Source organism: Plantibacter elymi (nom. nud.) (genome assembly GCF_900177795.1).
Lineage (GTDB): Bacteria > Actinomycetota > Actinomycetes > Actinomycetales > Microbacteriaceae > Plantibacter > Plantibacter elymi.
Window position 1 is genome coordinate 556,752 of record NZ_FXWJ01000004.1, and the last position, 22,166, is coordinate 578,917.

Sequence of the window (22,166 nt, forward strand, 5' to 3'; positions counted from 1 at the left end):
CCGCCGGTAGGCTGGGGTGATGAGCAGCAGCGAAGACCGGGAACTGGCCGAGTGGGGCGAACAGCGCAAGCGTCGTCAGCGGCTCATCGCCTGGGTCCTCGTCGTCGCGCTCGTCCTCGGTGGAGGCGGCGCGACCGTCCTCGGCTTCATCTTCAACTAGCCGACCGCCCACCCTGCCCGGTTGCCAGCGCGGTGCGCTGACGCGAGCGCGCCCCACACGCGCGAGCGCGGGTCTCCGGAGGGTCGCGCTCACGCCCTGGACCCGCGCCCACGCCGGAACCGAGCATCTCGGTTCAGCGCACCGCGCTGGCACCGGAAGCCGACGTCTCGGGCCAGCGCACCGCGCTGACCGCCGTCAGGGTCTGGCGTCGTGCAGGTCTCGCTGCTTGACGATGCGCTCCGGGTTCGCCGGGCGCATACCGACGATGATCTTGCCACGCGCATGCAGCCGTTCGAGATCCTCGAACGCGTCGATGATCAGGTCGAACGGGTAGAACGCCGAGACGACGACCTTCAACGCGTGGTCGGCGGCGTACTCCGCGAGGCGTTGCAGCTGCTTCGTGGCGTGCGCCGAGAACTCCTCGTCCGGCTCCAGCGCGGCGAGCTCGATGGCCTTCCGATCCTCGCTCGACCGGTACTTCTCCGGCGGGACGCCGAGTTCGAAGGCGAGCTCCTGGCCGTCCTGACCGAAGTTGTCGATGAACGCCGTCACGCCCTCTGGCGCGAGCTTCCGGATCCGATCGGCCATGCCCTCGCCGTAGACGACCGGCTTGACGCCCTGTTCACGGAGGAAGTCGTGATTGCGCTCACCGCATGTGCCGATGACCCGGACGCCCGCGAACTTCGCCAGTTGCGCCTCGATGTTCCCGACGCCACCGGCCGCCGCCGAGATGACGAGGGTGTCACCCTGCTTGAGGTGCAGCCCGTCGAGCGTGTCGAGCGCCGTCAGTCCAGCGAGGTAGAGCCCACCGGCCTCCTCCCAGCTCACGCGCTTCGGCTTGCGGACGAGGGATGACGCCGGGACCACGACCTGGGTGGCGTGCGCGCCACGGACGGCGTGACCGATCACCTCGTCGCCCCGCTTCCAGCCCTCGACCCCGGTTCCGACCTCGCGGACCAATCCGGCGAAGTCGCTCCCCTGCCCCGTCGGCAGTTCGATCGGCACCGTCTCGGCGAGGTGCCCCTCGCGGACGAACGCCTCGATGTGGTTGATGCCACTCGCGAGGACGTCGACCACGACCTCGCCCCATCTGGGATGCGGCATCTCGGACTCGATGAACTCGAGTACGTCGGGCCCGCCGTAGCGGGCGTAGCGGAGTGACCTCGTCGTCTGCTTCGAACCGAACATGGTTCATCTTCCACCTGTCGGTCGCTAGCCGATCGAACTATCAGCTGGCTTACAGGTTCACCGGACGGCTTCGCATGACGACGCCCGCTCGCCCAGGAACGGGCGAACGGGCGTCGGCTCGCCCATGTTCGGGCGAATGAGAGGGCTCAGCCCTTCACCGCTCCAGCGGTCAGGCCCTGCACGATGTACCGGCTCGCGAACGCGAACAGCACCATCGTCGGGATGATCGTCAGCACGGCGGCCGCCGACATGGAGCCCCAGTCGATGTTGTAGCTCGTGATGAAGCCGTTGAGCGCCGTCGGGATCGTCTTGTTCGCATCGCTGTTGATGAGCGTCACCGAGAGGAACAGCTCGTTCCAACAGTTCACGAAGTTGAAGATGAACGCCGCGACGATCCCGGGCTTCAGCACCGGGACGAGCACCCGGAAGAGCGCGCCGAACCGCGAGCAGCCGTCGATCATGGCCGCCTCCTCGAGGGCGTCGGGGATGTTCTCGAAGAACCCTCGGAGCATGACGGTGCAGAACGGGATGCACACCGCGATGTAGATGAGGATGAGCCCGAACCGGTTGTCGACGAGCTTGAGCTGTGTCATCAACAGGTAGAGCGGGCCGAGCGCGATGAAGGACGGGATCATCTGCGTGGCGAGGAACGCCAGCAGGATCGCGCCCTTGCTCCGGAACTCGAACCGCGCCAACACGTATGCCGACAGCATCGAGATGAAGGTCGCCACGACGGCTGCGATCGTCGCCACGATGAGGCTGTTCAGGACGTAGGTGCCGAACTGCGCCTTGCTGAACAGGCCGAGGTAGTTCTCGACCGAGAACACCTCCGGCCAGTACGTCAGCGGGTAGGAGAAGATCGCGCCCGGCTTCTTGAACGACGTGACGACGATCCAGTACAGCGGGAACACCGTGATGACGAGCCAGAGCCCGAGGAAGAGGAACTTGACGACCTTCGCCGTCCGGGTCTCCTGGTCGATCATGCCTTCACCTTCTTCTCACGCATGGACAGCAGGTAGAACGCGGTGAACACCAGCAGGATCGCGACGACGATGAGGCCGATCGCGGACGCCCGGCCGTAGTCGCCGCGCTGGGTGGTCGCGATCATCCAGGTCGTGAGGATGTGGGTCTGGTTCGCCGGACCACCGCCCGTCATGCCGTAGATGATGTCGGGGAAGTTGAAGATCCAGATGACCCGGAGCAGCACCGTGAGGGCGAGCGTCGTGCGGATGTACGGGATGGTGATCTGGAAGAGCATGCGCGCCTTGCCCGCGCCGTCGAGCGCCGCGGCCTCGAAGAGGTCCTCCGGCACCGACTGCAGGGCGGCGAGGATCATGATCGCGAAGAACGTGACGCCGTACCAGACGTTCGCGACGATGACGGCGAACATCGCGGTGTTCGGGTCAGCCAGCCACGGGATCGGGGTGTCGATCAGCCCGACCTTCTGGAGCAGGTCGTTGATCACGCCGAACTCGCTGTTGAACATCCAGCGGAACAGGATGCCGATGAGGAAGCCCGAGATGGCCCACGGGAAGAAGATCATCGCCTGGTAGAGACCGCGGAAACGGAACTTCCGGCGCAACCACAGAGCGATGCCGAAGCCGATGACGAACTGCGGGACGATCGAGGCCACCACCCAGAGCACGGTGTTCGCGACGACCTTGCCGAAGGCCGGGTCGGCGAAGACGGCCAGGAAGTTGGCGAATCCCACCCAGGAGGTGTCGGTGAGGTTGGCGAGGTTCCAGTTGCGGAACGCCATCTGGGAGCCGGCGATCATCGGGTAGTAGATGAAGATCGCCACGAAGATGAACGCGGGGGCGAGGAAGGCGAGGAGGCCGAAGCCGCGGCGCACCGTGAAGGTGCGCCGCCGACGCCCGCCGGCGGTCCGCGAGGGACCGGCCGGGGGTGTCGGGGTCGCACGCTGCTGCGTGCGACCCGCTTCGTCAGTGGTGGTCGTCATGGACGGTTACTCGCTCTTCCACTTCTCGGTCCAGTACTCGTCCCAGCCCGCGAGGAGCTTCTCCGGCGTCAGCTGGCCGATGAGGACCTGCTGGATCTCCGAGTCGGACTTCTGGATCCACTCGGTCCACCAGGAGGAGCCGCGCGGCTGCGTGACGCTCAGGTAGGTGTCCGGGTTCTCGTTCATCGTGACGTAGCTGGCCCACGGGCCGGTCTTGTAGAAGTCGCTGTCCGCCGCGCTCTTGACGATCGGGACGAGGCTGTTCTCCTGGGCGAAGGTGGTGGCCTGCTTGTCCTCGGAGAGGAACTCGATGAGCTTCGCGGCCTCGGCCTTGTGCTCGCTCGACGCCGCCGTACCCCAGCCCGCGGTCGCCATGGGCTGCGCGGCCTTGCCGGTCGGGCCGGTCAACAGCGGAGCGGTGCTCCACTGCTCGGCCGTGATCGCTTCGGACTGCTCGACGGTCGCAATGACCTCCGGGTCCTGCAGGAGGAACGCGGTCGAACCGTTCGAGAAGCCTTCGACCATCTCGGGGTAGCCCCACGCGACGGACGACGGCGGCGAAGCCTCCTTGAAGAGGTCGAAGTAGGTGTTGACGGCGTCGAGGGCCTCCGGTGCGGAGAAGATCGTGTCGCCGTTGGTCAGCTTGAACGCGTTCTCGGTGTCGAGGTCGTCGGCGACGTAGGCCTCGATGGCCGCGACGACGTTGCTGTTCGCGTTGGTGCCGCCACGGAAGGCGTAGCCGAACTGGTTCTTCGAGGGGTCCTGGATCGCCGAGGCCTGCTCGAGGAGGTCGTCCCAGCTCTTCGGGGGCCCGTCGAAACCGGCTTCCTTGATGAGGTCGGTGCGGTAGAACAGGCTCAGCCCGTAGAAGCCGTAGGGCACGTAGTAGACCTTGCCGTCCTCGCCCTTCGCGTACTTCGTCGCGTTGTCGGTGAGGTCGTCCCAGCCCTTCCAGTCCTCGAGCTCGCCGCTCATGTCGTCGAGCCAGCCGTTGGTGGAGAAGGGGCCGACGGTGATGTCGCGGACCTCGAGTACGTCGACGCCGGAGCCGGACTGCAGCATCTGGGTGATCTTCTGGTCGGCTTGGTCGGTCGGCGGCGAGATGAGCTCGACCTTGATCTTCGGGTTGTCGGCCTCGAAGTCCGCGATGAGCGACTTCAGGACCTCGGTCCGGGCGGGGTTGGTCAGGCTCTCGACCATCTGCAGGGTGACGGTGCCGTCGCTCGCGCCGCCGGCACAGGCCGACAGGGCGAGGCCGGTGACGACGGACAGGCCGATGGCTGCCGTTGCGCGTGACTTCCTCATGCTCGCTTCTCCTTTGAGTGGTGCTGGTGGGGGTGCTGCGGGGGTGGGTGCTGTGGTGCCGGTGCGGTGCGGTGGTGCGGGTGTGGTGGTGTCGGGTCGGGCGGTTCCGCGCTCAGCTCGTGGCCGCGCGCTCCTCCTCGGCCCATCGCGCGAGGACCGGGACGGCGTGCTCGGCGAAGTGTTCGAAGTCCTCGGGGGTGTTGTAGACGTGGGTGGAGAGTCGGACGTAGCCGATCCCGTCGAGGCTCGTGAACGCGCCCTCGACACCGAGCTCGGCGGAGACGCGGTCGCGGAGGCCGTCGGCGGTCGCGTGGGTCGTCGCGAGGCCGGTCGGGAGCTTGACGAGCCGGAGGGCGTTGACGGGCATGCCCACGTCGACGTGGCTGTCCTCGCCGGTGATGGCGGTCACGGCGTCGGCGACCACCTCGACGGCGTAGTCGGCGAGCTCGGTCATGTAGTCCCTGGCGGCCGACCAGCCCCACCTGTCCTCGATGAACCCGAGCGAGGTCGCCGCGGCGAGGTAGCTCGTGACGTCGACCGTGCCCTGGGTGTCGAAGCGCTGCGGGAACGGGTACGGCGAACCCCAGGAGTCGATGAGCGGGTAGAGCTCCTGCGCGAGCGGGCTGCGGGCGACGAGGACGGCGGCACCGCGCGGGGCGCACCCGAACTTGTGCAGGTTGCCGACCCAGAAGTCGCAGTCGAGGTCGCGCATGGGGTCGGCGTAGAGGCCGGGGACGTGCGCGGCGTCGACGAGCGTGGGGATGCCGGCGGCACGGGCGGTTGCGGCGATCTGCTGGACCGGCAGGAGTCGGGCGGTCGGCGAGGTGATCTGGTCCATCACGATGAGGGCCGTGCGGTCGCTGAACTCGGCGACGACGGCGTCGTGGGCGGTCTGCGCGTCGGCGTCGAGCGGGATGCGGGCGGTCCGGACGGTGCCGCCCCAGCGACGCGCGAGTCGCTCGGCGCCCATCGTGACGGCGCCGTAGCCGTGGTCGGTGACGATGATCTCGAGGCCGCGCTGCACAGGGAGGCTGGAGAAGACGACGCTCGCCCCGGCGCTCGCGTTCGGAACCATGGCGAGCTGGTCGACCGACGCCCCGAGGAAGTCGGCGATCCCGACACGGGCCGCGCCGACCTTGGCAGGGAGGGCCGGGAACCAGGTGAGGGGTGCCGCCTCCATCTCGCGGCGGAGGGCCTGCTGGTGCTCCTGCGCGACGATCGGGACCGCCCCGAAGGATCCGTGGTTGATGTGACGCTTGGTCGGATCCAGCGTCCACCCGGCCGTTGCCGGTCGGCCGTCGCCGAGCGTGAGCGGCGCTGGCCGTGCGATGGTGCGAGTGTCCACAGTGACGTTCCTCCGAGTCGATTATGCAGTGGATTGTCCGATAACCATAGAGGCAACGTTTGATGACTTGGGTTTCTGTCGTGTTACAAGTGATCGCTCAGGTCATTTCGGGATCAATTCATCGGATGACTTGTCGTTCCAGCGTGGAGTCATCGGACGTCTGACGCTCCGCGGCGGCTCGCGGGCCACCGGTGAGGGGCCGCTACGATGGCGGGACGACCCCTGAGGAGGAGCCGCATGTCCGCAGTCGACACCGCGTTCCACGGCCTGCGACACATGATCGCGTCGGGACGGCTCGTGGCGGGGCAGCGGTTCCCGGCCGAGAACGAGCTCTGCGACGAACTCGGCGTGTCCCGCGGGTCCCTGCGGGAGGCCGTACGCATGCTGGCCGCCCTCGGGATCATCGAGTCCCGGCACGGCTCGGGCACCTACGTGTCGATGCTCCGGCCCGAGGAGATCATCGGCAGCCTGTCGCTCACGGTCGACCTCCTCCCCCTCGACGGCCTCCTGCAGATGTACGAGCTGCGGCGGGTGCTCGAGACTCATGCCACCTCGCAGGCGGCGGCTCGCGCGAGCGACGAGGTGCGCGCCGAACTCGCCGAACTCGTGGAGGCGATGGAACGCACGACGGACCCCGCCGAGTCGAGCGAGCTGGACCACCGGTTCCACGAACTCATCGCGCGGACGGCCGGGAACGCCACGCTGACGGCCCTGTTGCAGGTCTTCCGGTCGCGCTCGCGTGCCTACGACGTCTTCAGCCTGCCCGCCGGCGACGAGCTGCGTCGGGTCAGCAACCGCGGCCACCGGGCGATGACCGAGGCGATCCTCTCGCGCGACCCCGTCGGGGCGGCCGGGGCGGCGTCAGCGCACGTTGCACAGACCGAGGAGTGGTTGCGCGTCCTCCAACCGCCGGCCACCCCCGCGGACTGAGGTCTGGTTGCGCCAGCGCGGTGCGCTGACGTCAGCGCGGGTCTGTGGCGTGAGCGCGGGTCTCCGGAGGGGTGCGCTCAGCGCCATGCCCTGCGGTCACGCCGGTTGAGGCGCAGTCACGCGAGCGCACCGCGCTGGGGCCGCTCCCCGCACTCGTGCCGGCGCGGTGCGCTGACGGCTGTGGTCAGGAGGTCGGGAGGATGGGCGAGCCGATGAGCCGCTCGAGGTCGGTCCACAGCGCCGCCGCGACGTCCCGATCGGTCGTGATCGCGGCAGGGGTCTGCCGGACGGCGTCGCCCTTCGTCAACCACCGGGGACCGAAGAACCAACCACCGTCGGCCGCCTCGTCGGTGACCGCTCGGAGCGTCGGCTCGGCACCACGCTGCTTGCTCTGCGCATAGACGGACTGCAGGGTGTCGGAGAAGCGACGCCTGCGGGTCGGCTCGTTGACGCCGGGGACGCGACGGTCGAGTCCGTTGACCGAGTAGCCGGGGTGCGCGACGAGGGCCCGGACGGTGCTGTGCGACGCCGCGAGCCGACGGTCGAGCTCGAAGCCGAGCGACGAGAGCGCGATCTTCGACTGGGCGTACGCCTGCCAGCCGCTGTACCCGTCGCGGAGTTGCAGGTCGTCGCCGTGGAACCGGACGAGCAGGGTGGAGAGGCTTCCGAGGAGCACGACGCGCGGCGCGGAATCGTGCGTATCCGCCGTGCGCTGCAACACCGGCAGGGCCTCGGCGAGCAAGGCGGCGTGGCCGACGACGTTCGTCGCGAAGACCAGCTCGATGCCGTCGGTCGTCTCCTGCCGCTCCTTCGGCATGTGCACCATGCCGGCGTTCGCGACGAGGGCGTCGAGACGGTCGAGGTCCGCGAGTCGCTCGCCCGCCGCACGCGCCGAGTCGAGCGAGGACGTGTCGAAGGGAAGGTGGCTGAGTCGGGCATCGGGCACCTTCACCCGGATCGCCCGCATCGCCGCCTGCGTCTTCGTGGCGCTCCGTGACGCGAGGATGACCTCCGCGCCCGCTCGCGCGAGTCCGAGACTCGTCCAGAAGCCGAGGCCGGCGTTCGCTCCGGTGACGAGGACGACGCGTCCGGTCTGATCGGGCAGGGAGTCGGCGTTCCAGGTCATGGACTCATGATGGCGCAGGACGCTGGACACCGCCCGAAGAAGCACCACCCCTTGCCCTGGCTCACCCGAGGTGCCAGCGCGGTGCGCCGACGTGACCGCACGCGAATCGGGCCGACCGTGGACGAACGGGCCTGACCACACACGAACGGGCGTGACCGCGGGTCACACGCGTGGGCGCGGGCCTCCGGAGACCCGCGCTCACGCCACAGACCCGCGCTCGCGTCAGCGCACCGCGCTGGCGGAACGGAGCACGAGGATCAGTGCTGGTTGGCGAGACGCTCGTGGTGGTGGATGACCTCGGCGACGACGAAGTTGAACCACTTCTCGGCGAAGGCCGGATCGAGGTGCGACTCCTCGGCGAGCGCCCGGAGACGGGTGATCTGCCGCTGTTCGCGCGCCGGGTCGCTCGCGGGCATGTCGTGCTCGGCCTTCAGACGACCGACCTCCTGCGTGCACTTGAACCGCTCGGCCAGCAGGTGGACGAGTGCCGCGTCGATGTTGTCGATGCTGCTCCGCAGGCGGCCCAATCGCTCGGTGGCCGCCTGGGCGTCCGCCGCAGCGGCGCCGGTCGTGGGTTCGGGTTGCTGCTCGGCCTGGCTCATGCGAAAACTCTAGCAACGCGCCAGGGGCCGGAGCCGGGTCGCCGGGCGATCCCCCAGCCGGTTCACCGCGGATCCTCGACGAGACATCCCGCCTCGAGGTGCACCCGCGCGTCGGCCTCCGCGACCGCGACCGGATCATGCGTCACCTCCACCACCGTCGCGCCACGGTCGGCCTCCGCCCGGAGCACCTCGCGGATCGCCAGCCCGGCAGCACGGTCGAGGCCGACGGTCGGCTCGTCGAGCAGCAGCAGGTCGGCCTCACGCGCGAGCGCCTGCGCGACGAGGACCCGCTGGCGCTGCCCGCCCGACAGCTCACCGAAGGAGCGCCCGGCGAGGTGCAGGACGTCGAGGCGGGCGAGGCTCTCGTCGACGATGCGTCGGTCCCCAGCGCCGAGTCGACCCCACCAGCGTCGCAGCGTCGGCCAGCGTCCCATCGAGGCGACGTCGCGCACCGTGACCGGGAACCGGTCGGGCACAGCACTGCGTTGCGGGACGTAGGCGGCCGACCGACCGTCGAGGCCGTCGACGCCGCCCGAGGTCGGTCGGTGGAGGCCCGCGATCACCGCGAGCAGTGTCGACTTCCCCGCGCCGTTCGCCCCGGTGACGACGGTGATGGCGGCCGTCCCGACCTCGACCGAGATCCCGTGCAGGACGCGCGCGCCGTCGTACTCGGCCGACACGTCGTGGAGTCGGATGCCGGACACGACGGGCCGTCCCGCCATCGGAGGGCGAGGGGTGCTCGTCGCGGATCGCATATCGTCACCCTATCAATACTGAGAATCATTTTCATGTAGAGTGCTCGACCATGACCTGGATCATCGAGCCGTTCACTGCGGCCTTCCTCCTGCGCGCCCTCATCGGCGGTCTGCTGGTGGCGGCCGTCTGCGGTGTCGTGGGCACCTGGGTCGTCCTCCGCGGCCTTGCGTTCCTCGGCGAGGCGATGGCCCACGGCATGCTGCCCGGCGTCGCCACCGCGGCACTCCTCGGCCTGCCGCCGGTCGCCGGCGCGGCCGTCAGCGCGGTCGTCATGACCGCCGGCGTCAGCCTCGTCTCGCGGCGCGGCAGGCTGTCCCACGACACGTCGATCGGTCTCCTCTTCGTCGGCATGCTGGCCCTCGGGGTCATCATCGTGTCGTCGAGCAGATCGTTCGCCACGGACCTCACGGCGATCCTCTTCGGCGACATCCTCGCCATCCGGCCCGCGGACCTGGTGGGCCTCGCCATCGCCCTCCTCGTCACCGTGGGCGTCGCGGTCGCCTTCCACCGCCCGTTCGTCGCCCTCGCCTTCGACCGCCGGGTCGCCCAGACCATGGGTCTCCGGCCGCGACTCGCCCACGCGATGCTCGTCGGCCTCGTGACCCTCGCGGTCGTCGCCTCGTACAGCGCCGTCGGCACCCTGCTCGTCGTGGCGCTCCTCCTCGGGCCGGCCGTCGCCGCGGCCCACTGGGCGCGTCGCATCCCGCTCATCATGCTGCTCGCCACGGGTTTCGGCGGCCTGGCCGTACTGCTCGGCCTGCTCCTCTCCTGGTACGGCGACACCGCGGCCGGAGCGTCCATCGCCGCGTGCTCGATCCTGCTCGCCACGGTGTCGTGGGGCGCGCGGGCGCTCGTCGGACGGCTCCGGCGGCCCATCGACCGACACCTCGACCACCCCGACGACCACCTCACCGAACCGACCCACCTGGAAAGCGCACCGTGCACCGACTCCTCCGACCGACCATCCGACCAGGCGGCATCCGCTCGACCGACGACCGGCTCCCCCGCGCCACACGCACCGCCCTCGCTCTCGGCGCCCTCGCACTGACGCTCAGCGCCTGCGCACCGCAGGGGTCGGCATCACCCACCGCGACGGCCTCGGACGAACCGCGCGGACACGGCTACGTCGAGGGCGCGAGCGAGCTCCCCGAACCGCAACTGCACCTCGCGACCGCCGACGTCGACGGCACCGTCGAGCTGACCGACCTGCTCAGCGAGGAGCGCACGACGCTCGCCGAGCTCGGCCCGATCTCGGCGCTCACGGGCGACGGCCGGTTCGTCGCCGCGCAGTCCGAGCCCGCCGGCACCGTGACGATCATCGACACCGGTGTGTGGACGGTCGACCACGAAGACCACCAGCACTACTACCGCGCCGAGGCGCGGGTCGTCGGCGAGATCGAGGGCGACGGACCAGCGACGATCACCGCCGGTTCGACGACCACCGCCGTGCGGTTCGCCGATTCGGGCGAGACACTCCTCCTCGACACCGCCGCACTCGGCACGGGCGAGATCACGCAATCCGGTCGGATCCGGACCTCGCCGGGTGCTCCCGGACTCACCGTGCCGATCGGCGAGACGGTCCTCGCGACCGACGGGAGCGGGAGGCTGCATCTCCATGGCGTCGACGGAGACCTCCTCGACCCCTCGTCGGCGTCCGCGACCGCTGCCGACGCCGTGCTCGCCGGGTGCACCGATCCGGCCGGCAGCATCACGACCAACGTCGGCGTCGTCATCGGCTGCGCGGAGGGCGCGCTCCTCGCGGTCGTCGACCGCAGCTCGAGCGACGCCGACCCGGTCCCCACGTTCGAGGCGATCCCCTATCCGCAGGCTGTCGCCGCCGCCGACCGCGCGACGTCCTTCCACGCGCGTCCCGGCCGTCCGACGGTCGCCGCCGTCGCCGGCACCTCCGGCGCCTGGCTGCTCGACACCCGCGAGCGCAGCTGGGCGCTGCTGCCGACCCCCGTACCCCTGCAGCTGGTCACCGCCGTCGACGACCGCGACCAGCACGTCGTCGGCCTCACGACGACCGGCGACCTCCTCGTCCTCGACGGTGCCACCGGCGCCGTGACGGGGACCGCGGCCGCACTCGTCGGTGCAGCCGACCTCGCAACGGGCGTCCAGCTGGAGGTCGACCAGAACCGCGCCTACCTGAACACCCCGGGCACGCGCACCGTCTCCGAGATCGACTACGGCGACGCCGCGCGGATCGCCCGCACCTTCACCTTCGACACGGCACCGGCGTTCCTCGCCGAGACGGGACGCTGACCATGCGAGCGACCATCCCCCGCACGACCGCCCTCCTGCGCACGACCGCCGTCCTCACGGCCGGCCTCGTGCTGGGCACCGGCCTGACGAGCTGTGCGGCGAGCGCCGGCGACCGCCCGCTCGTCGTCGTCACCACGAACATCCTCGGCGACGTCGTCGGTGAGCTCGTCGGCGACCAGGCCGAGGTCATGACCCTCATGCCGCCCGACGCCGATCCGCACTCCTTCGAGATCTCCGCGCGGCAGGCGGCGCGCATCACCGGTGCGCAGCTGCTCGTGTCGAACGGCCTGGGACTCGAGGAGGGACTCACCCAGCACCTGGAGACCGCGGCCGACGAGGGGGTGCCGATCGTCGAGGCCGGCTCGCTCGTCGACGTCCTCGAGACCGCGTCCGGCGCGACCGATCCGCACTTCTGGACCGACCCGACGCAGATGACGTCGGTCGTGGACGGGGTCACCGAGGCGTTGCTCGAGGAGATACCCACGCTCGACGCGGCCAAGCTGCAGGCGAACGCCGCCACGTACACGGCCGAGCTCGAGGCGCTCGACGCCGAGATGGCCGAGGCGTTCGCCGCCATCCCGGCCGAGCAGCGGAAGCTCGTCACCAACCATCACGTGTTCGGGTACCTCGCCGCCCGCTACGACTTCCAGGTCATCGGCGCCGTCATCCCGAGCGGCACCACGCTCGCGGCCCCCAGCGCCTCGGACCTCGACGAACTGTCGACCGCGATCGAGGAGGCCGGCGTCCGGACGATCTTCGCCGACTCCTCGCAACCCGACCGGCTCGTGCAGGTGCTCGCCGACGAGGCGGACGTCGACGTCGCCGTCGTCCCGTTGTTCACCGAGTCGTTGACCGCCGAGTCGGGCGACGCCCCCACCTACCTCACCATGATGCGCGCGAACACCGAGCGCATCGCCACCGGACTCTCGCCCTGAGCGGGCGTCCACGAACCGATAGGAAACCATGCAGCAGCACCACCGCAGTCCCCTGGCATCGCGCCTGAAGCGCGGCCGGGTCCCGTTCCTCGCCGTCGGCACCGCCGCGGCCCTCCTCCTCACCGGATGCTCGACCGCAAGCGGCTCCGCGCCCGACCCGAGTGCGTCGACCTCCGCCGACCCGCAGAGTCGGATCACCCTCACCTACGACGGCGGCCTCCTCGTCCTCGACGCCGCATCCCTCGAGGTGGTCGGCGACCTCCCCCTCGACGGGTTCAACCGGGTGAACGCCGCCGGCGACGGGCGGCACGTGCTCGTCACCACGACGAAGGGCTTCCAGGTCCTCGACACCGGGACGTGGACGGACGAGGACGGCACCTCGAAGCAGGCCGACCCGGTCCTGACCGACCTCGTCTTCCCCGCCGACACCGCAGGCCACGTCGTCCGTCACGCCGACAAGACCATCCTGTTCGCCGACGGCTCCGGCGACACGACGATCTTCGACAGCGCTGACCTCCTCGAAGCCACCGACGAGCTGCCCGAGACCGAGACGATCCCGTCGGAGGCCGCGCACCACGGTGTCGCCATCGAGCTCGAGGACGGCACCGTGCTGTCCACGATCGGGACCCCGGACGCCCGGACCGGTGTCCGGGTGCTCGACGACTCGCGCACCGAGATCGCCCGCAACGAGCAGTGCCCGTCGGTGCACGGTGAAGGCACCGTCAAGGACGAGGTCGTCGTGTTCGGCTGCAGCGACGGCGTGCTCGTCTACGACAGTGGCGTCTTCACGAAGATCCAGGCGCCGGACGCCTACGGGCGCACGGGCAACCAGTACGTCAGCGAGACGTCCTCCATCGCGGTCGGCGACTACAACAGCGACCCCGACGCCGAGGGCTACGACCTCCGCCAGCTCGCGTTCACCGACACGGTCGCGAAGACGACGAAGATCGTCGACCTGCCGGAGGGCGTCGGCTACACCTGGCGCGACGTCGCCCGAGGGCCGAGCGACGAGGTCATCGTGCTCGGCAACGACGGTTCGCTGCACATCCTCGACGAGCAGACGGGTGCCGTCACCGACACGATCAAGGTCATCGACGCCTGGGAGCCGCCGGCCGAGTGGCAGGACGCCCACCCGGCGCTCGTCGTCCAGGACGGCGTCGCCTACGTGACCGACCCGGCGACGAAGTCGATCCACGCCGTGGACCTCGCGTCGAGCGACATCACGACGGGTGAGCTGCCCGGCGTCCCGAACGAGATCGCGGTCGTCACGGGCTGACCCGACCTCGCCGAGAGCGCCCGTTCCGTCCTCCCTGCGTCATGCGGGGGACGGAACGGGCGCTTTCGTCGTGCGGGCCGGGCGGTCAGACGCGCTCGGGCGCTCGGAGCACCCCGGAGACGACCGGACGGGTCGCCCGCAGGGCCGCCCACACGAGCCCGATGCCGCCGGCGAAGCACCCGACGATGACGAGGACCGAGAGCGGGGCGAGGATGACGCTGATGCTGGCCATCGGCAGGACGAGCAGGACGCCCAGTCCGGCCGAGCCCAGCGCGACCACCCGCAGGGGCAGCATGACCGCGCGACCACGAGCCCGTTCCATGACGTCCCGCGGCACCCCCAGGCGGTCGAGGCTGACGTACAGGTCGCGTCGGTCGAGGACCGCCGACGCCTGGTTCACCCCGACGGAGCACGCGACCATGAGGAACGACGCGACGAGCGTGATGATCACGCCGGTGCGGATGTCGTCGACGAGGATGGCGCTCTCGCGGTCGAGGTCGGAACCGCCGGCGGCATCCATGAGCGCCACCCCGGTCCCGGCGACGACGGCGACGAAGCTCGTCATCGCCACGCCACTGACCTGACGCCACGCCGCCTTCGGCGACTCCAGGATCGTGCGGGCAGCGAGGAGCCGCTCCGGCGTCTTGGCACGCTTCGCCGACCCACGGCCGATCACCCCGACGACCCAGGGGCCGATCAACCCGAGCACCCCGACGCCGGCGGCGAACCCCACGCCCAGGACGGCGATCATGACGGCGACCTCCTGCAACCCCGTCACGACGGAGAGCAAGCCGTAGGCGACGATCACGACGACGACCCCGACGACGATGCGCAGCCAGTGCACGGTCGGCGCCTGCTGCTTCGTGCGGACGCCGAGCGGGCTCACGTTCACCGCGCGGAGACCGATGGCTGCACTCGCGGCTGCGAGCAGCACGACACCGAGGACCACCGCGGCGATGATCGGGACACCGACCCAGACGCCCTCGACCCCGATCGAAGAACCGCCGAACGGGATGAGCCCGACGAGCGGCAGCATGCCGAGGTACAGCAGGATCCCGGCGAACGCTCCGAGGAGGGCGACCCCGGCCGATTCGAGGACGGTCATCGCCGTGACCGTGCCGGGTGTTGCGCCGAGGAGTCGGAGGGTGGCGAGTCGGTCGTCGCGGCGCCGGGCGGAGAGCCGCGCGGCCGCCCCGCCGAGCGAGCCGAGCGGGACGAGCAGCAGCGCCAGCGCCAGCACACTGAGCACCTGGTAGATGAAGGCCGTCTCACCGGTCCACCGCCAGAACATCAGGGCGCCACCCAGCACGGTGAGCACGAGTGCGGTGGTCACGGCGAACGCGACCGCCGGGAGGACGATCGTCGCGGGGCTCTGCGCGCCCGGGCGGGCGAGCATCCAGGTGAGACGGACGACGGGACTGCGGCCGCTGCCGGCGGGGACCGGGATCCGGGTCGGTGCGACCCCGAGTGCGGCGGTCACGGTCGGGCTCCGTTCTGGACGACGCCGGTCGCCTGACCCGGGTAGGCCTGCGGCGGGTACGGCTGCGCAGCGGGCTGCGGGTACGGCTGCTGCGGGAACGGCTGCCCGGCGGGCTGCTGCTGGTACGGGAGCTGCTGCGGCGGGTACGGCTGCTGCACCTGCTGCGGCACGGGTGCCTGCCCGGTCGCGAACTGCTGCGGCGGGGTCGGCGCGCCGACCCCGCCCGGCTGCCCGACGATCCGACCGTCGGCCAGGCGAATGGTCCGCGAGCACCGCGCGGCGACCGTCTCGTCGTGCGTCACGAGGACGAGCGTGCGTCCCTGCCCGGTGGTCGCGTGGAGCAGGGCCCCCATGACGTCGGCCGAGGTCCGGGAGTCGAGCGCGCCGGTCGGCTCGTCGGCGAAGACGATCGGGGCGCCGGTCACCTGTGCGCGGGCGATGGCGACGCGCTGCGCCTGACCACCGCTCAGTTCGCCGATCCGACGGGTCTCCATGCCGGCCAGTCCCAGGGCGGCGAGCCACGCTGCCGCGCTCGACTCGGCGGCGATGCGCGGTGTCCCGCCGAGCATCAGCGCGATGGCGACGTTCTCGACGGCGGTCAGCTCGGGGATGAGCAGGCCCTGCTGGAAGACGAAGCCGAAGGACTCGCGCCGCAGCTGCGAGCGGTGCCGTTCGTCGAGCTGGTCGACGCGGACGATGCCCGTCGGGGTGCTGAAGGCGATCGAGCCGGTGTCGGGTGTGACGATCCCGGCGAGCGCATGCATGAGCGTGGTCTTGCCGGAGCCGGAGGCACCCATGATGGCGACCGACTCACCGGGGAGGATGTCGAGGTCGACACCGGCGAGGGCGACGGTCGGCCCGTACTGTTTCGTGAGTCCGCGAGCGGAGAGGATCGAAGTGTTCATGCTCCCATCGTCGGCGGCGGGTGTCGCTCTTCGCGTCGGCCGGGCGATGCAAGCTCCGCCGTGCGGGTCATCCGCGAGGTGGACCCGGCGTGGACCTCGCGGTCAGTTGCCGCGGCGGCGGTACTGGGCGAAGACCGCCGCGTCGGCTGCCCAGCCCGCACCGAGGAACCGGAGGCCTGTTCCGGCGTCGGTCCCGTCGGTTCCGGCCGCGGGCGCTTGCGTCGGCTCGACCGAGGCGGTGAGGTCGACCCCGGCAGCGCCGGCGGCGACGTGTGCAGTGGCGCTGACGCGCTCGGCGACCACTCCCTGCTCCGCGGCCTCGTCGCGCCGACTCGGCATCGGCTCCGTCAGCGGGACCGCCCGCAGCGGTGCGGTGACCCGGGTGTGGACGGCGTGCGAGCGGGTGATCGATGACATGTTCCCATCGTCCTGAACCCGAGCACCCGGCACATCCCGCAGTCGGGTGATCCTCCGGGCCCCGGTCTCATCCTCCGGTACCACGACAGCTGTCGGGCAAACGGGCGGTGGGCAATACGCTTGCGGCATGACGAGTGCACCCCATCGCCACCAACCGCTGCGTCCGGCGGCGCGTCAGCAGCGGGTCCGGTTCCGCGCGCACCGCCCAGCCGAGGTGACGACCACCGTCAGGACGACGCTCCAGCGCCCCTTCGCGATCGGCTTCGTCGGAGCACTCGGAGCCCTCGCGGCCATCCTGCTCATCCTCACCCTCGGCTCGCTGTCGACCATCCTCGTCTCCATCGCGGTCGGCCTCTTCATCGCGCTCGGCCTCGACCCGGTCGTCGTCCGACTCGAGGCACGCGGCATCAAGCGCCCGTTCGCGATCGCGATCGTCTTCGCCGTCTTCGCCGTCCTGCTCGCGCTCCTCCTGGCCCTCGTCATCCCCGTCGTCACCCGGCAGGCCGTCGAGCTCGTGAGCAACGCCCCGACCTTCCTCACCGGCATCCAGGACCAGGAGTGGTTCCGGTCCCTGAGCGACTACCTCGGTCCGGGCGTCGACCTCCAGGGCGCGCTCGACTGGCTCTACGGGGTGGCCGCCGACCCGAAGACGTGGGTGGTCCTGGCCGGCGGCGCCCTCAACCTCGGCGTCGGCATCGCGAACGGCTTCTTCGGCGGCTTCATCGCCCTCGTCCTCGCGCTCTACTTCCTCGCGTCCATGCAGGCGATGAAGAACGCCTTCTACTCCCTCGTGCCCCGTCGCTCCCGGCCGCGCGTCGTGTCGATCACCGACCAGATCACCGCATCGATCGGCGGATACGTGAGCGGCATGGTGGTGCTGGCCGGGATCAACGCCGTCCTCGGGCTCATCATGATGCTCATCGTCGGGGTGCCGTACGCCGGGATCCTCGCCGTCGTCATCTTCTTCGTGACGCTCATCCCGCTCGTCGGCTCGATCATCGCGACCGTCGTCGTCGCGACCGTCGGGCTGTTCGACTCACCGACGACCGCCCTCATCGTCATCGTCTACTACCTGGTCTACATGCAGATCGAGTCGTACGTGCTGACCCCGCGGGTCATGAACAAGGCGGTCGCGGTGCCCGGCGCCCTCGTCGTCATCGGCGCGATGGTGGGCGGTTCGCTCATCGGGCTGCTCGGCGCCCTCGTCTCCATCCCGGTGACGGCGTCGATCCTGCTGATCATCAAGCAGGTCGTCGTGCCACGGCAGAACGCGAAGGCGTAGCCCTTCGACAAGCTCAGGGACCGATGGTGGGCTCAGGGACCGGTGGTGGGCTCAGGGACCGGTGGTGGGCTCAGGGAGCGGAGTGCACCGGGACGGGACGACCGGCGAAGCGGATGCGGACGGACTCCCCCGCCTCCAGCCGTTCCGTGGCACCGTGCTGCACCGCGACCAGCGTGCCGTCCGGCAGCTCGACGGTCGTGCGACGCACCGGACCGAGGAAGCTGGACGTGAGCACGACCGCAGCGGACCCGACCGTGGGCTCCGTCGCGTCGGTGAACACGACGTCCTCAGGCCGGACGAGCGCGACGACGGCACCGTCCCCCGGCTGCTCGCCGATCACCGGCAGCACCTGCCCGAGCACGTCGACCCCACCGGGCACGAGCTCCCCCGGGATCCGGTTGCTCAGGCCGATGAACTCCGCAACGAACGGCGACGACGGCCGCGAGTAGAGCTCCTCCGGCGTCCCGATCTGCTCGATCACGCCGGCACGCATGACGGCGACCCGGTCGGCGACGGCGAGCGCCTCCTCCTGGTCGTGCGTGACGAAGAGGGTCGTGATCTGCAGCTCCGACTGGATCCGACGGATCTCGTCACGCAACTGGACGCGCACCTTGGCGTCGAGGGCGCTGAGCGGCTCGTCGAGGAGGAGGACCCGAGGACGCGTGACCAACGCCCGGGCGAGGGCGACGCGCTGCTGCTGCCCGCCCGACAGCTGGTGGGCGTAGCGGGCGGCGAGGTGGCCGAGGCCGACGAGGTCGAGGCTCTCGGCGGCACGCGTCCGTCGCTCGGCCGCGGGCACCTTCCGCATGCGCAGGCCGAACTCGACGTTCTCGAGCACCGTGAGGTGTGGGAACAGCGAGTACGACTGGAACACCATGCCGAGGTCGCGCCGGTTGGTGGGCACGGACACGACGTCGACGCCGTCGATGAGCACGCTTCCCGAGGTGATGTCCTCGAGTCCCGCGAGGCTGCGGAGCGCGGTCGTCTTCCCGCACCCCGACGGCCCCAGCAGCGCGACGAACTCGCCGGGCGCGAGGTCGAGGCTCACGCCGTCGAGGGCGCGGGCACCCGAGCCGTAGTCCTTCACGACGCGATCGAACCGCACCGCTGCGCCGGCCGGGCGCCCGTCTCCGGGCGTCGTTGCGGGTGCCGACTGGTCGATGGTGGTCATGGTGTCTCCCTGATGCGTCGGATCGATCCGACGCGGCCGATGATGAACAGCAGGACGAAGGCGAAGGCGAGCGCCAGCAGGGCGAAGGCCACCGCGACGAAGGGGTCGCTCTTCGACACCTGCACGAGCGAGGTCTGCAGCGTGTTGCGTCCGAGGAGCGAGGCGATCGTGTACTCACCGAGGACGACGGCGACCGAGATGACCGACGCCGTCAGCACGCCGCGACGCAGGTTGGGCAGCAGGACGCGGACGAGGACGGTCCCCCAGCCGGCGCCGAGCGTGCGCGCGGCCTCGGCGAGGGTACCGACGTCGACTGACTGCAGGTTCGCGGCGATCGCCCGGTAGGCGTACGGCAGCACCGTGATCCCGTAGGCGAACGCGAGCGTCCACGGCGCACTGCCGAGCAGCCTGGCGACGACCGAGTAGACCGGTGCGAGTCCGACGACGAGCACGATGGCCGGGACGGTGATCGGGATGATGCAGACGAACTCGAGGACGCGCTGCAGCTTCGGGAAGCGGAGCTTCACGAGGATCATCGTCGGCAGCAGGAGCACCACGACGATCAGCACGGTCACCGCGGCGAGCACGACGGAGTTGCCGATGCCCTGGAAGAGCACCCGGTACTTCCGGGAGTTCTCCGGGTCGAGGATCGCGGCCCAGTGGCCGAGGTCGTGGCCGCCGTCGATCCCGGCGCGCAGGGTGAACTCGACCATCGACAGGATCGGGACGGCGAACACCACCGCGACGACGACGAGGATGATGCGGCTCGTGAGCTTCGACGGCGTGGCCGAGTCGCGGACGGCGCTCATCGCTGCCACCGTTCCGTCCGAGCCTGCAGGGCGGAGTAGGCCGTCATCATGACGACCATCACCACGATCATCCCGATCGCGAGCGAACCGGCGAGGTTCTCCCGGCCGAGGACGGTCTCGCTGATGAGCGCGCCGCGGATCTGCAGCGGCACGATCTGCGCGCCCTGGCTGATGAGCGCGGCGGCGGTCGCATAGCTCGAGAACGCGTTCGCGAACAACAGCAGGAGCGACCCGAGGAAGGAGGGGGCGAGGATCGGCATCGCGATCCGCGTCCAATAGGTGAAGCGGGTGCCGCCGAGGGTCGCGTTCGCCTCGGACCAGGTGCGCTTCAACCCCTCCATCGCCGGCATGAAGGTGATGACCATGAGCGGCACTTGGAAGTACAGGTACGGCAGCAGGAGGCCTGGGACCTGGTAGAGCCAGACGCCGTCGGCGAAGAGATCGACCCCGAGGCGGTCCTTGAGGAACACCGTCACGAGGCCCTGGATGCCGATGGTCGCGATGAAGGCGAAGGCGAGCATGACGCCGCCGAACTGGGCGAGGACGCTTGAAGCCGCGTCGACGAAGGTGCGGATGAGTCCGTCGGGTCGGACCGCGAGGAGCGCGTAGCAGACGAGGGCTCCGATGACGGCTCCGGCGACCGCGGTGACGGCGGAGACCCAGAAGGAGCTGGTGAAGGCCCCGAGGACCGCCGGCTCGGCGAGCGCCGTGAGGTTGTCGAGCGTGAACGCGCCGTCGCCGTCGAAGAAGCCGGTGGCGAGGGCGAGGAACGTCGGGACCGCGAGGAAGAGCAGGGCATACAGGGCGAACGGCGTCAGGCCGAGGAGTGCCCAGCGCGGACGGCGGCGGGGGCGCGCCGCGGCGGGTTCGGCCGAGGCGTCCGATGCGTCGGTCGGCGGGAGCGAGACGGCGGGGCCGGCGTGTGCCGACCCCGCCTCACTCCGCCGGGTGGCGGAGGCACTCATCAGGAGATCGCTGCCGCCCACTTCTCGGCGAGCAGCGAGGTGGCCTGCTCGGTCTGCTCGGGCGTGAACTGCACGAGGTCGGCGGGCATCTCGCCCACGGCGTCGAGGGCCTTCTGGTCGACGGTGTCGGCCTCGACCATCGCGGCGAGGGTCGACGGGTACGCGCCGGCGGCGAGGTACAGGTTCTGCGCCTCGGGGCTGAAGATGAACTCCTGCCAGAGTCGCGCGGCCGCGGGGTGCGGGGCGTCCACGTTGATGGCCTGGTTGTAGTAGCTGCCGACGGCCGAACCCGGGAGGACGGTGGTCTTCCAGTTGCGCTGGCCCTCGTTCTCGGTCGCCGCGGCGAGGTTGTTGTAGCTCCAGTCGATCACGACGGGGGTCTCACCCGAGGCGATGGTCGCGGGGGTCGGGTCGAGGGGCAGGAAGTTGCCCGCCTGGTTGAGCTTCTGGAAGAAGTCGACACCAGGCTGGATGTCGTCGGCCGAACCACCGGACTGCAGGGCCGCGAGGTAGACGCCGGCTGCGGCGGCACCGGCCTGGGTCGGGTCGCCGTTCAGCGCGACCTTGCCCGCGAACTCGGAGCCGAGGAGGTCGTCGAGCGACTTCGGTGCCGGGACGGCGTCCGCGTCGTAGCCGATGGAGACGAGGCCGGTGTAGTCGTAGACCCACAGGCCGGTCTTCTCCTTCGAGCCCTCGGGGATGTCGTCCCAGTTGGCGACCTGGTACGGCGCGAACTGGTCGAGGTTGTCGAGGGCGACGGCGGAGCCGAGGTCGAAGACGTCGGGAGCGGTGTCCTGACCCTGCTGGTTCTTCGCGGCCGTGATCTCCTCGGCGCTCGAGACGTCGGGGTCGGCCGAGTTGACCGTGATGTCGTACTTGTCCTCGAACGCGGAGATGATCTTCCCGTAGTTCGCCCAGGTGTCGGGGAGGGCGATGACGTTGAGCTGGCCCTCGGCCTTCGCGGCCTCGACGAGTGCGTCCATCCCGCCGAAGTCCTCAGCGGAGGTCGCCTTCTTGGCGTCGACGTCGGAGCCGGCTCCGGTGTCCGCTCCGGCGGAGCATGCGGTGAGCGCGGTCGCTGCGAGCGCAACGATGGCGAGGGCGGTCATACGCCTGGTGTTCACGGTTCCTCCAGTGACGTCGGCGGCCGCCCGTGCTGTCGGGCCGTCGGATACCGCGTCCGTCGTCTGGAGGACAAGCTAGGGTCGCGACGTAGCGCGATCGGGGCCTGTCGGTGTCGCGCAGGTGAACAGTGCCCTTCGACAAGCTCAGGGACCGGGCGGGGGGGG

21 protein-coding genes and 1 pseudogene are annotated in these 22,166 nt (G+C 70.3%); 7 read left to right on the forward strand and 15 right to left on the reverse strand.

Annotation, left to right across the window (positions count from 1 at the left end):
• The first annotated feature begins 19 nt into the window (after positions 1-19).
• A complete protein-coding gene (locus tag CCK91_RS19715) occupies positions 20-160 on the forward strand; it encodes a hypothetical protein (RefSeq protein ID WP_162852291.1) in 141 nt (46 codons plus the stop codon).
• Positions 161-355: 195 nt separating this feature from the next.
• Here the strand turns inward: CCK91_RS19715 and CCK91_RS15095 are convergent, their stop codons facing one another.
• From CCK91_RS15095 to CCK91_RS15115, 5 genes are all read right to left on the reverse strand, one after another.
• Positions 356-1,348 carry an NADP-dependent oxidoreductase gene (locus CCK91_RS15095; RefSeq protein ID WP_086474668.1) on the reverse strand — a complete coding sequence of 331 codons (993 nt, stop codon included), beginning with the start codon at positions 1,346-1,348 and terminating at the stop codon, positions 356-358.
• 146 nt (positions 1,349-1,494) lie between these two features.
• Entirely contained in the window at positions 1,495-2,331 is an 837-nt protein-coding gene (locus tag CCK91_RS15100; RefSeq protein ID WP_086474669.1) for a carbohydrate ABC transporter permease, read from the reverse strand.
• Entirely contained in the window at positions 2,328-3,308 is a 981-nt protein-coding gene (locus CCK91_RS15105) for a carbohydrate ABC transporter permease (RefSeq protein ID WP_079705023.1), read from the reverse strand. The genes CCK91_RS15100 and CCK91_RS15105 overlap by 4 nt, the downstream gene beginning before the upstream one ends.
• 6 nt (positions 3,309-3,314) lie before the next feature.
• Positions 3,315-4,613, reverse strand: a complete 1,299-nt coding sequence (locus CCK91_RS15110; protein WP_086474670.1) for an ABC transporter substrate-binding protein — start codon at positions 4,611-4,613, stop codon at positions 3,315-3,317.
• Positions 4,614-4,725: 112 nt separating this feature from the next.
• Positions 4,726-5,958, reverse strand: a complete 1,233-nt coding sequence (locus CCK91_RS15115; protein WP_086474671.1) for an aminotransferase class V-fold PLP-dependent enzyme — start codon at positions 5,956-5,958, stop codon at positions 4,726-4,728.
• A gap of 237 nt (positions 5,959-6,195) precedes the next feature.
• Between CCK91_RS15115 and CCK91_RS15120 the strand changes: the two genes are divergently transcribed.
• Positions 6,196-6,888 (forward strand): FadR/GntR family transcriptional regulator, encoded by a 693-nt coding sequence (locus tag CCK91_RS15120; protein WP_079705021.1) that lies wholly within the window; start codon positions 6,196-6,198, stop codon positions 6,886-6,888.
• Between the two features lie 184 nt (positions 6,889-7,072).
• On the opposite strand, the gene CCK91_RS15125 is transcribed toward CCK91_RS15120, so the two are convergent.
• From CCK91_RS15125 to aztA, 3 genes are all read right to left on the reverse strand, one after another.
• Positions 7,073-8,014, reverse strand: a complete 942-nt coding sequence (locus tag CCK91_RS15125; RefSeq protein WP_086474672.1) for an SDR family NAD(P)-dependent oxidoreductase — start codon at positions 8,012-8,014, stop codon at positions 7,073-7,075.
• 257 nt (positions 8,015-8,271) lie between these two features.
• Positions 8,272-8,616 (reverse strand): chorismate mutase, encoded by a 345-nt coding sequence (locus CCK91_RS15130; RefSeq protein WP_064296108.1) that lies wholly within the window; start codon positions 8,614-8,616, stop codon positions 8,272-8,274.
• Positions 8,617-8,678: 62 nt separating this feature from the next.
• Positions 8,679-9,371: a zinc ABC transporter ATP-binding protein AztA gene (aztA, locus tag CCK91_RS15135; RefSeq protein ID WP_207568240.1), complete on the reverse strand. Its 693-nt coding sequence runs from the start codon at positions 9,369-9,371 to the stop codon at positions 8,679-8,681.
• A gap of 50 nt (positions 9,372-9,421) precedes the next feature.
• Here aztA and aztB point away from each other — a divergent pair, with 50 nt between their 5' ends.
• The 4 genes from aztB to aztD are packed head-to-tail and all read left to right on the forward strand — an operon-like array spanning position 9,422 to position 13,848.
• Entirely contained in the window at positions 9,422-10,420 is a 999-nt protein-coding gene (gene aztB / locus CCK91_RS15140) for a zinc ABC transporter permease AztB (protein WP_086474674.1), read from the forward strand.
• Positions 10,312-11,637 carry a hypothetical protein gene (locus CCK91_RS15145; protein ID WP_242664561.1) on the forward strand — a complete coding sequence of 442 codons (1,326 nt, stop codon included), beginning with the start codon at positions 10,312-10,314 and terminating at the stop codon, positions 11,635-11,637. The genes aztB and CCK91_RS15145 overlap by 109 nt, the downstream gene beginning before the upstream one ends.
• 2 nt (positions 11,638-11,639) lie before the next feature.
• Positions 11,640-12,572: a zinc ABC transporter substrate-binding protein AztC gene (gene aztC, locus CCK91_RS15150; protein WP_086474675.1), complete on the forward strand. Its 933-nt coding sequence runs from the start codon at positions 11,640-11,642 to the stop codon at positions 12,570-12,572.
• Between the two features lie 28 nt (positions 12,573-12,600).
• Positions 12,601-13,848: a zinc metallochaperone AztD gene (aztD, locus tag CCK91_RS15155; protein ID WP_086474676.1), complete on the forward strand. Its 1,248-nt coding sequence runs from the start codon at positions 12,601-12,603 to the stop codon at positions 13,846-13,848.
• 85 nt (positions 13,849-13,933) lie between these two features.
• On the opposite strand, the gene CCK91_RS15160 is transcribed toward aztD, so the two are convergent.
• The 3 genes and pseudogenes from CCK91_RS15160 to CCK91_RS15170 form a co-directional block, all read right to left on the reverse strand.
• Positions 13,934-15,328, reverse strand: coding sequence for an FtsX-like permease family protein (locus CCK91_RS15160; RefSeq protein WP_242664563.1), 1,395 nt, complete (start codon positions 15,326-15,328; stop codon positions 13,934-13,936).
• A 227-nt stretch (positions 15,329-15,555) separates the two neighbouring features.
• Positions 15,556-16,233: pseudogene (locus tag CCK91_RS15165) on the reverse strand (ABC transporter ATP-binding protein); the annotation flags it as partial.
• 102 nt (positions 16,234-16,335) lie between these two features.
• Complete coding sequence (locus CCK91_RS15170; RefSeq protein WP_086474678.1) at positions 16,336-16,650, reverse strand: hypothetical protein; 315 nt, start codon at positions 16,648-16,650, stop codon at positions 16,336-16,338.
• A 127-nt stretch (positions 16,651-16,777) separates the two neighbouring features.
• Between CCK91_RS15170 and CCK91_RS15175 the strand changes: the two genes are divergently transcribed.
• Positions 16,778-17,932 (forward strand): AI-2E family transporter, encoded by a 1,155-nt coding sequence (locus CCK91_RS15175; protein WP_086474679.1) that lies wholly within the window; start codon positions 16,778-16,780, stop codon positions 17,930-17,932.
• A gap of 70 nt (positions 17,933-18,002) precedes the next feature.
• Here CCK91_RS15175 and CCK91_RS15180 read toward each other — a convergent pair whose 3' ends face one another.
• Genes CCK91_RS15180 through CCK91_RS15195 form a run of 4 tightly spaced genes read right to left on the reverse strand, consistent with a single transcriptional unit; the run spans position 18,003 to position 21,986 of the window.
• Positions 18,003-19,103, reverse strand: a complete 1,101-nt coding sequence (locus CCK91_RS15180; RefSeq protein ID WP_086474680.1) for an ABC transporter ATP-binding protein — start codon at positions 19,101-19,103, stop codon at positions 18,003-18,005.
• Entirely contained in the window at positions 19,100-19,912 is an 813-nt protein-coding gene (locus CCK91_RS15185; RefSeq protein ID WP_085512186.1) for an ABC transporter permease, read from the reverse strand. Before CCK91_RS15185 ends, CCK91_RS15180 begins: the two co-directional genes overlap by 4 nt.
• Positions 19,909-20,877 (reverse strand): ABC transporter permease, encoded by a 969-nt coding sequence (locus CCK91_RS15190; protein ID WP_242664564.1) that lies wholly within the window; start codon positions 20,875-20,877, stop codon positions 19,909-19,911. Before CCK91_RS15190 ends, CCK91_RS15185 begins: the two co-directional genes overlap by 4 nt.
• Complete coding sequence (locus CCK91_RS15195; RefSeq protein WP_086474681.1) at positions 20,877-21,986, reverse strand: ABC transporter substrate-binding protein; 1,110 nt, start codon at positions 21,984-21,986, stop codon at positions 20,877-20,879. Before CCK91_RS15195 ends, CCK91_RS15190 begins: the two co-directional genes overlap by 1 nt.
• Positions 21,987-22,166: the final 180 nt, after the last annotated feature.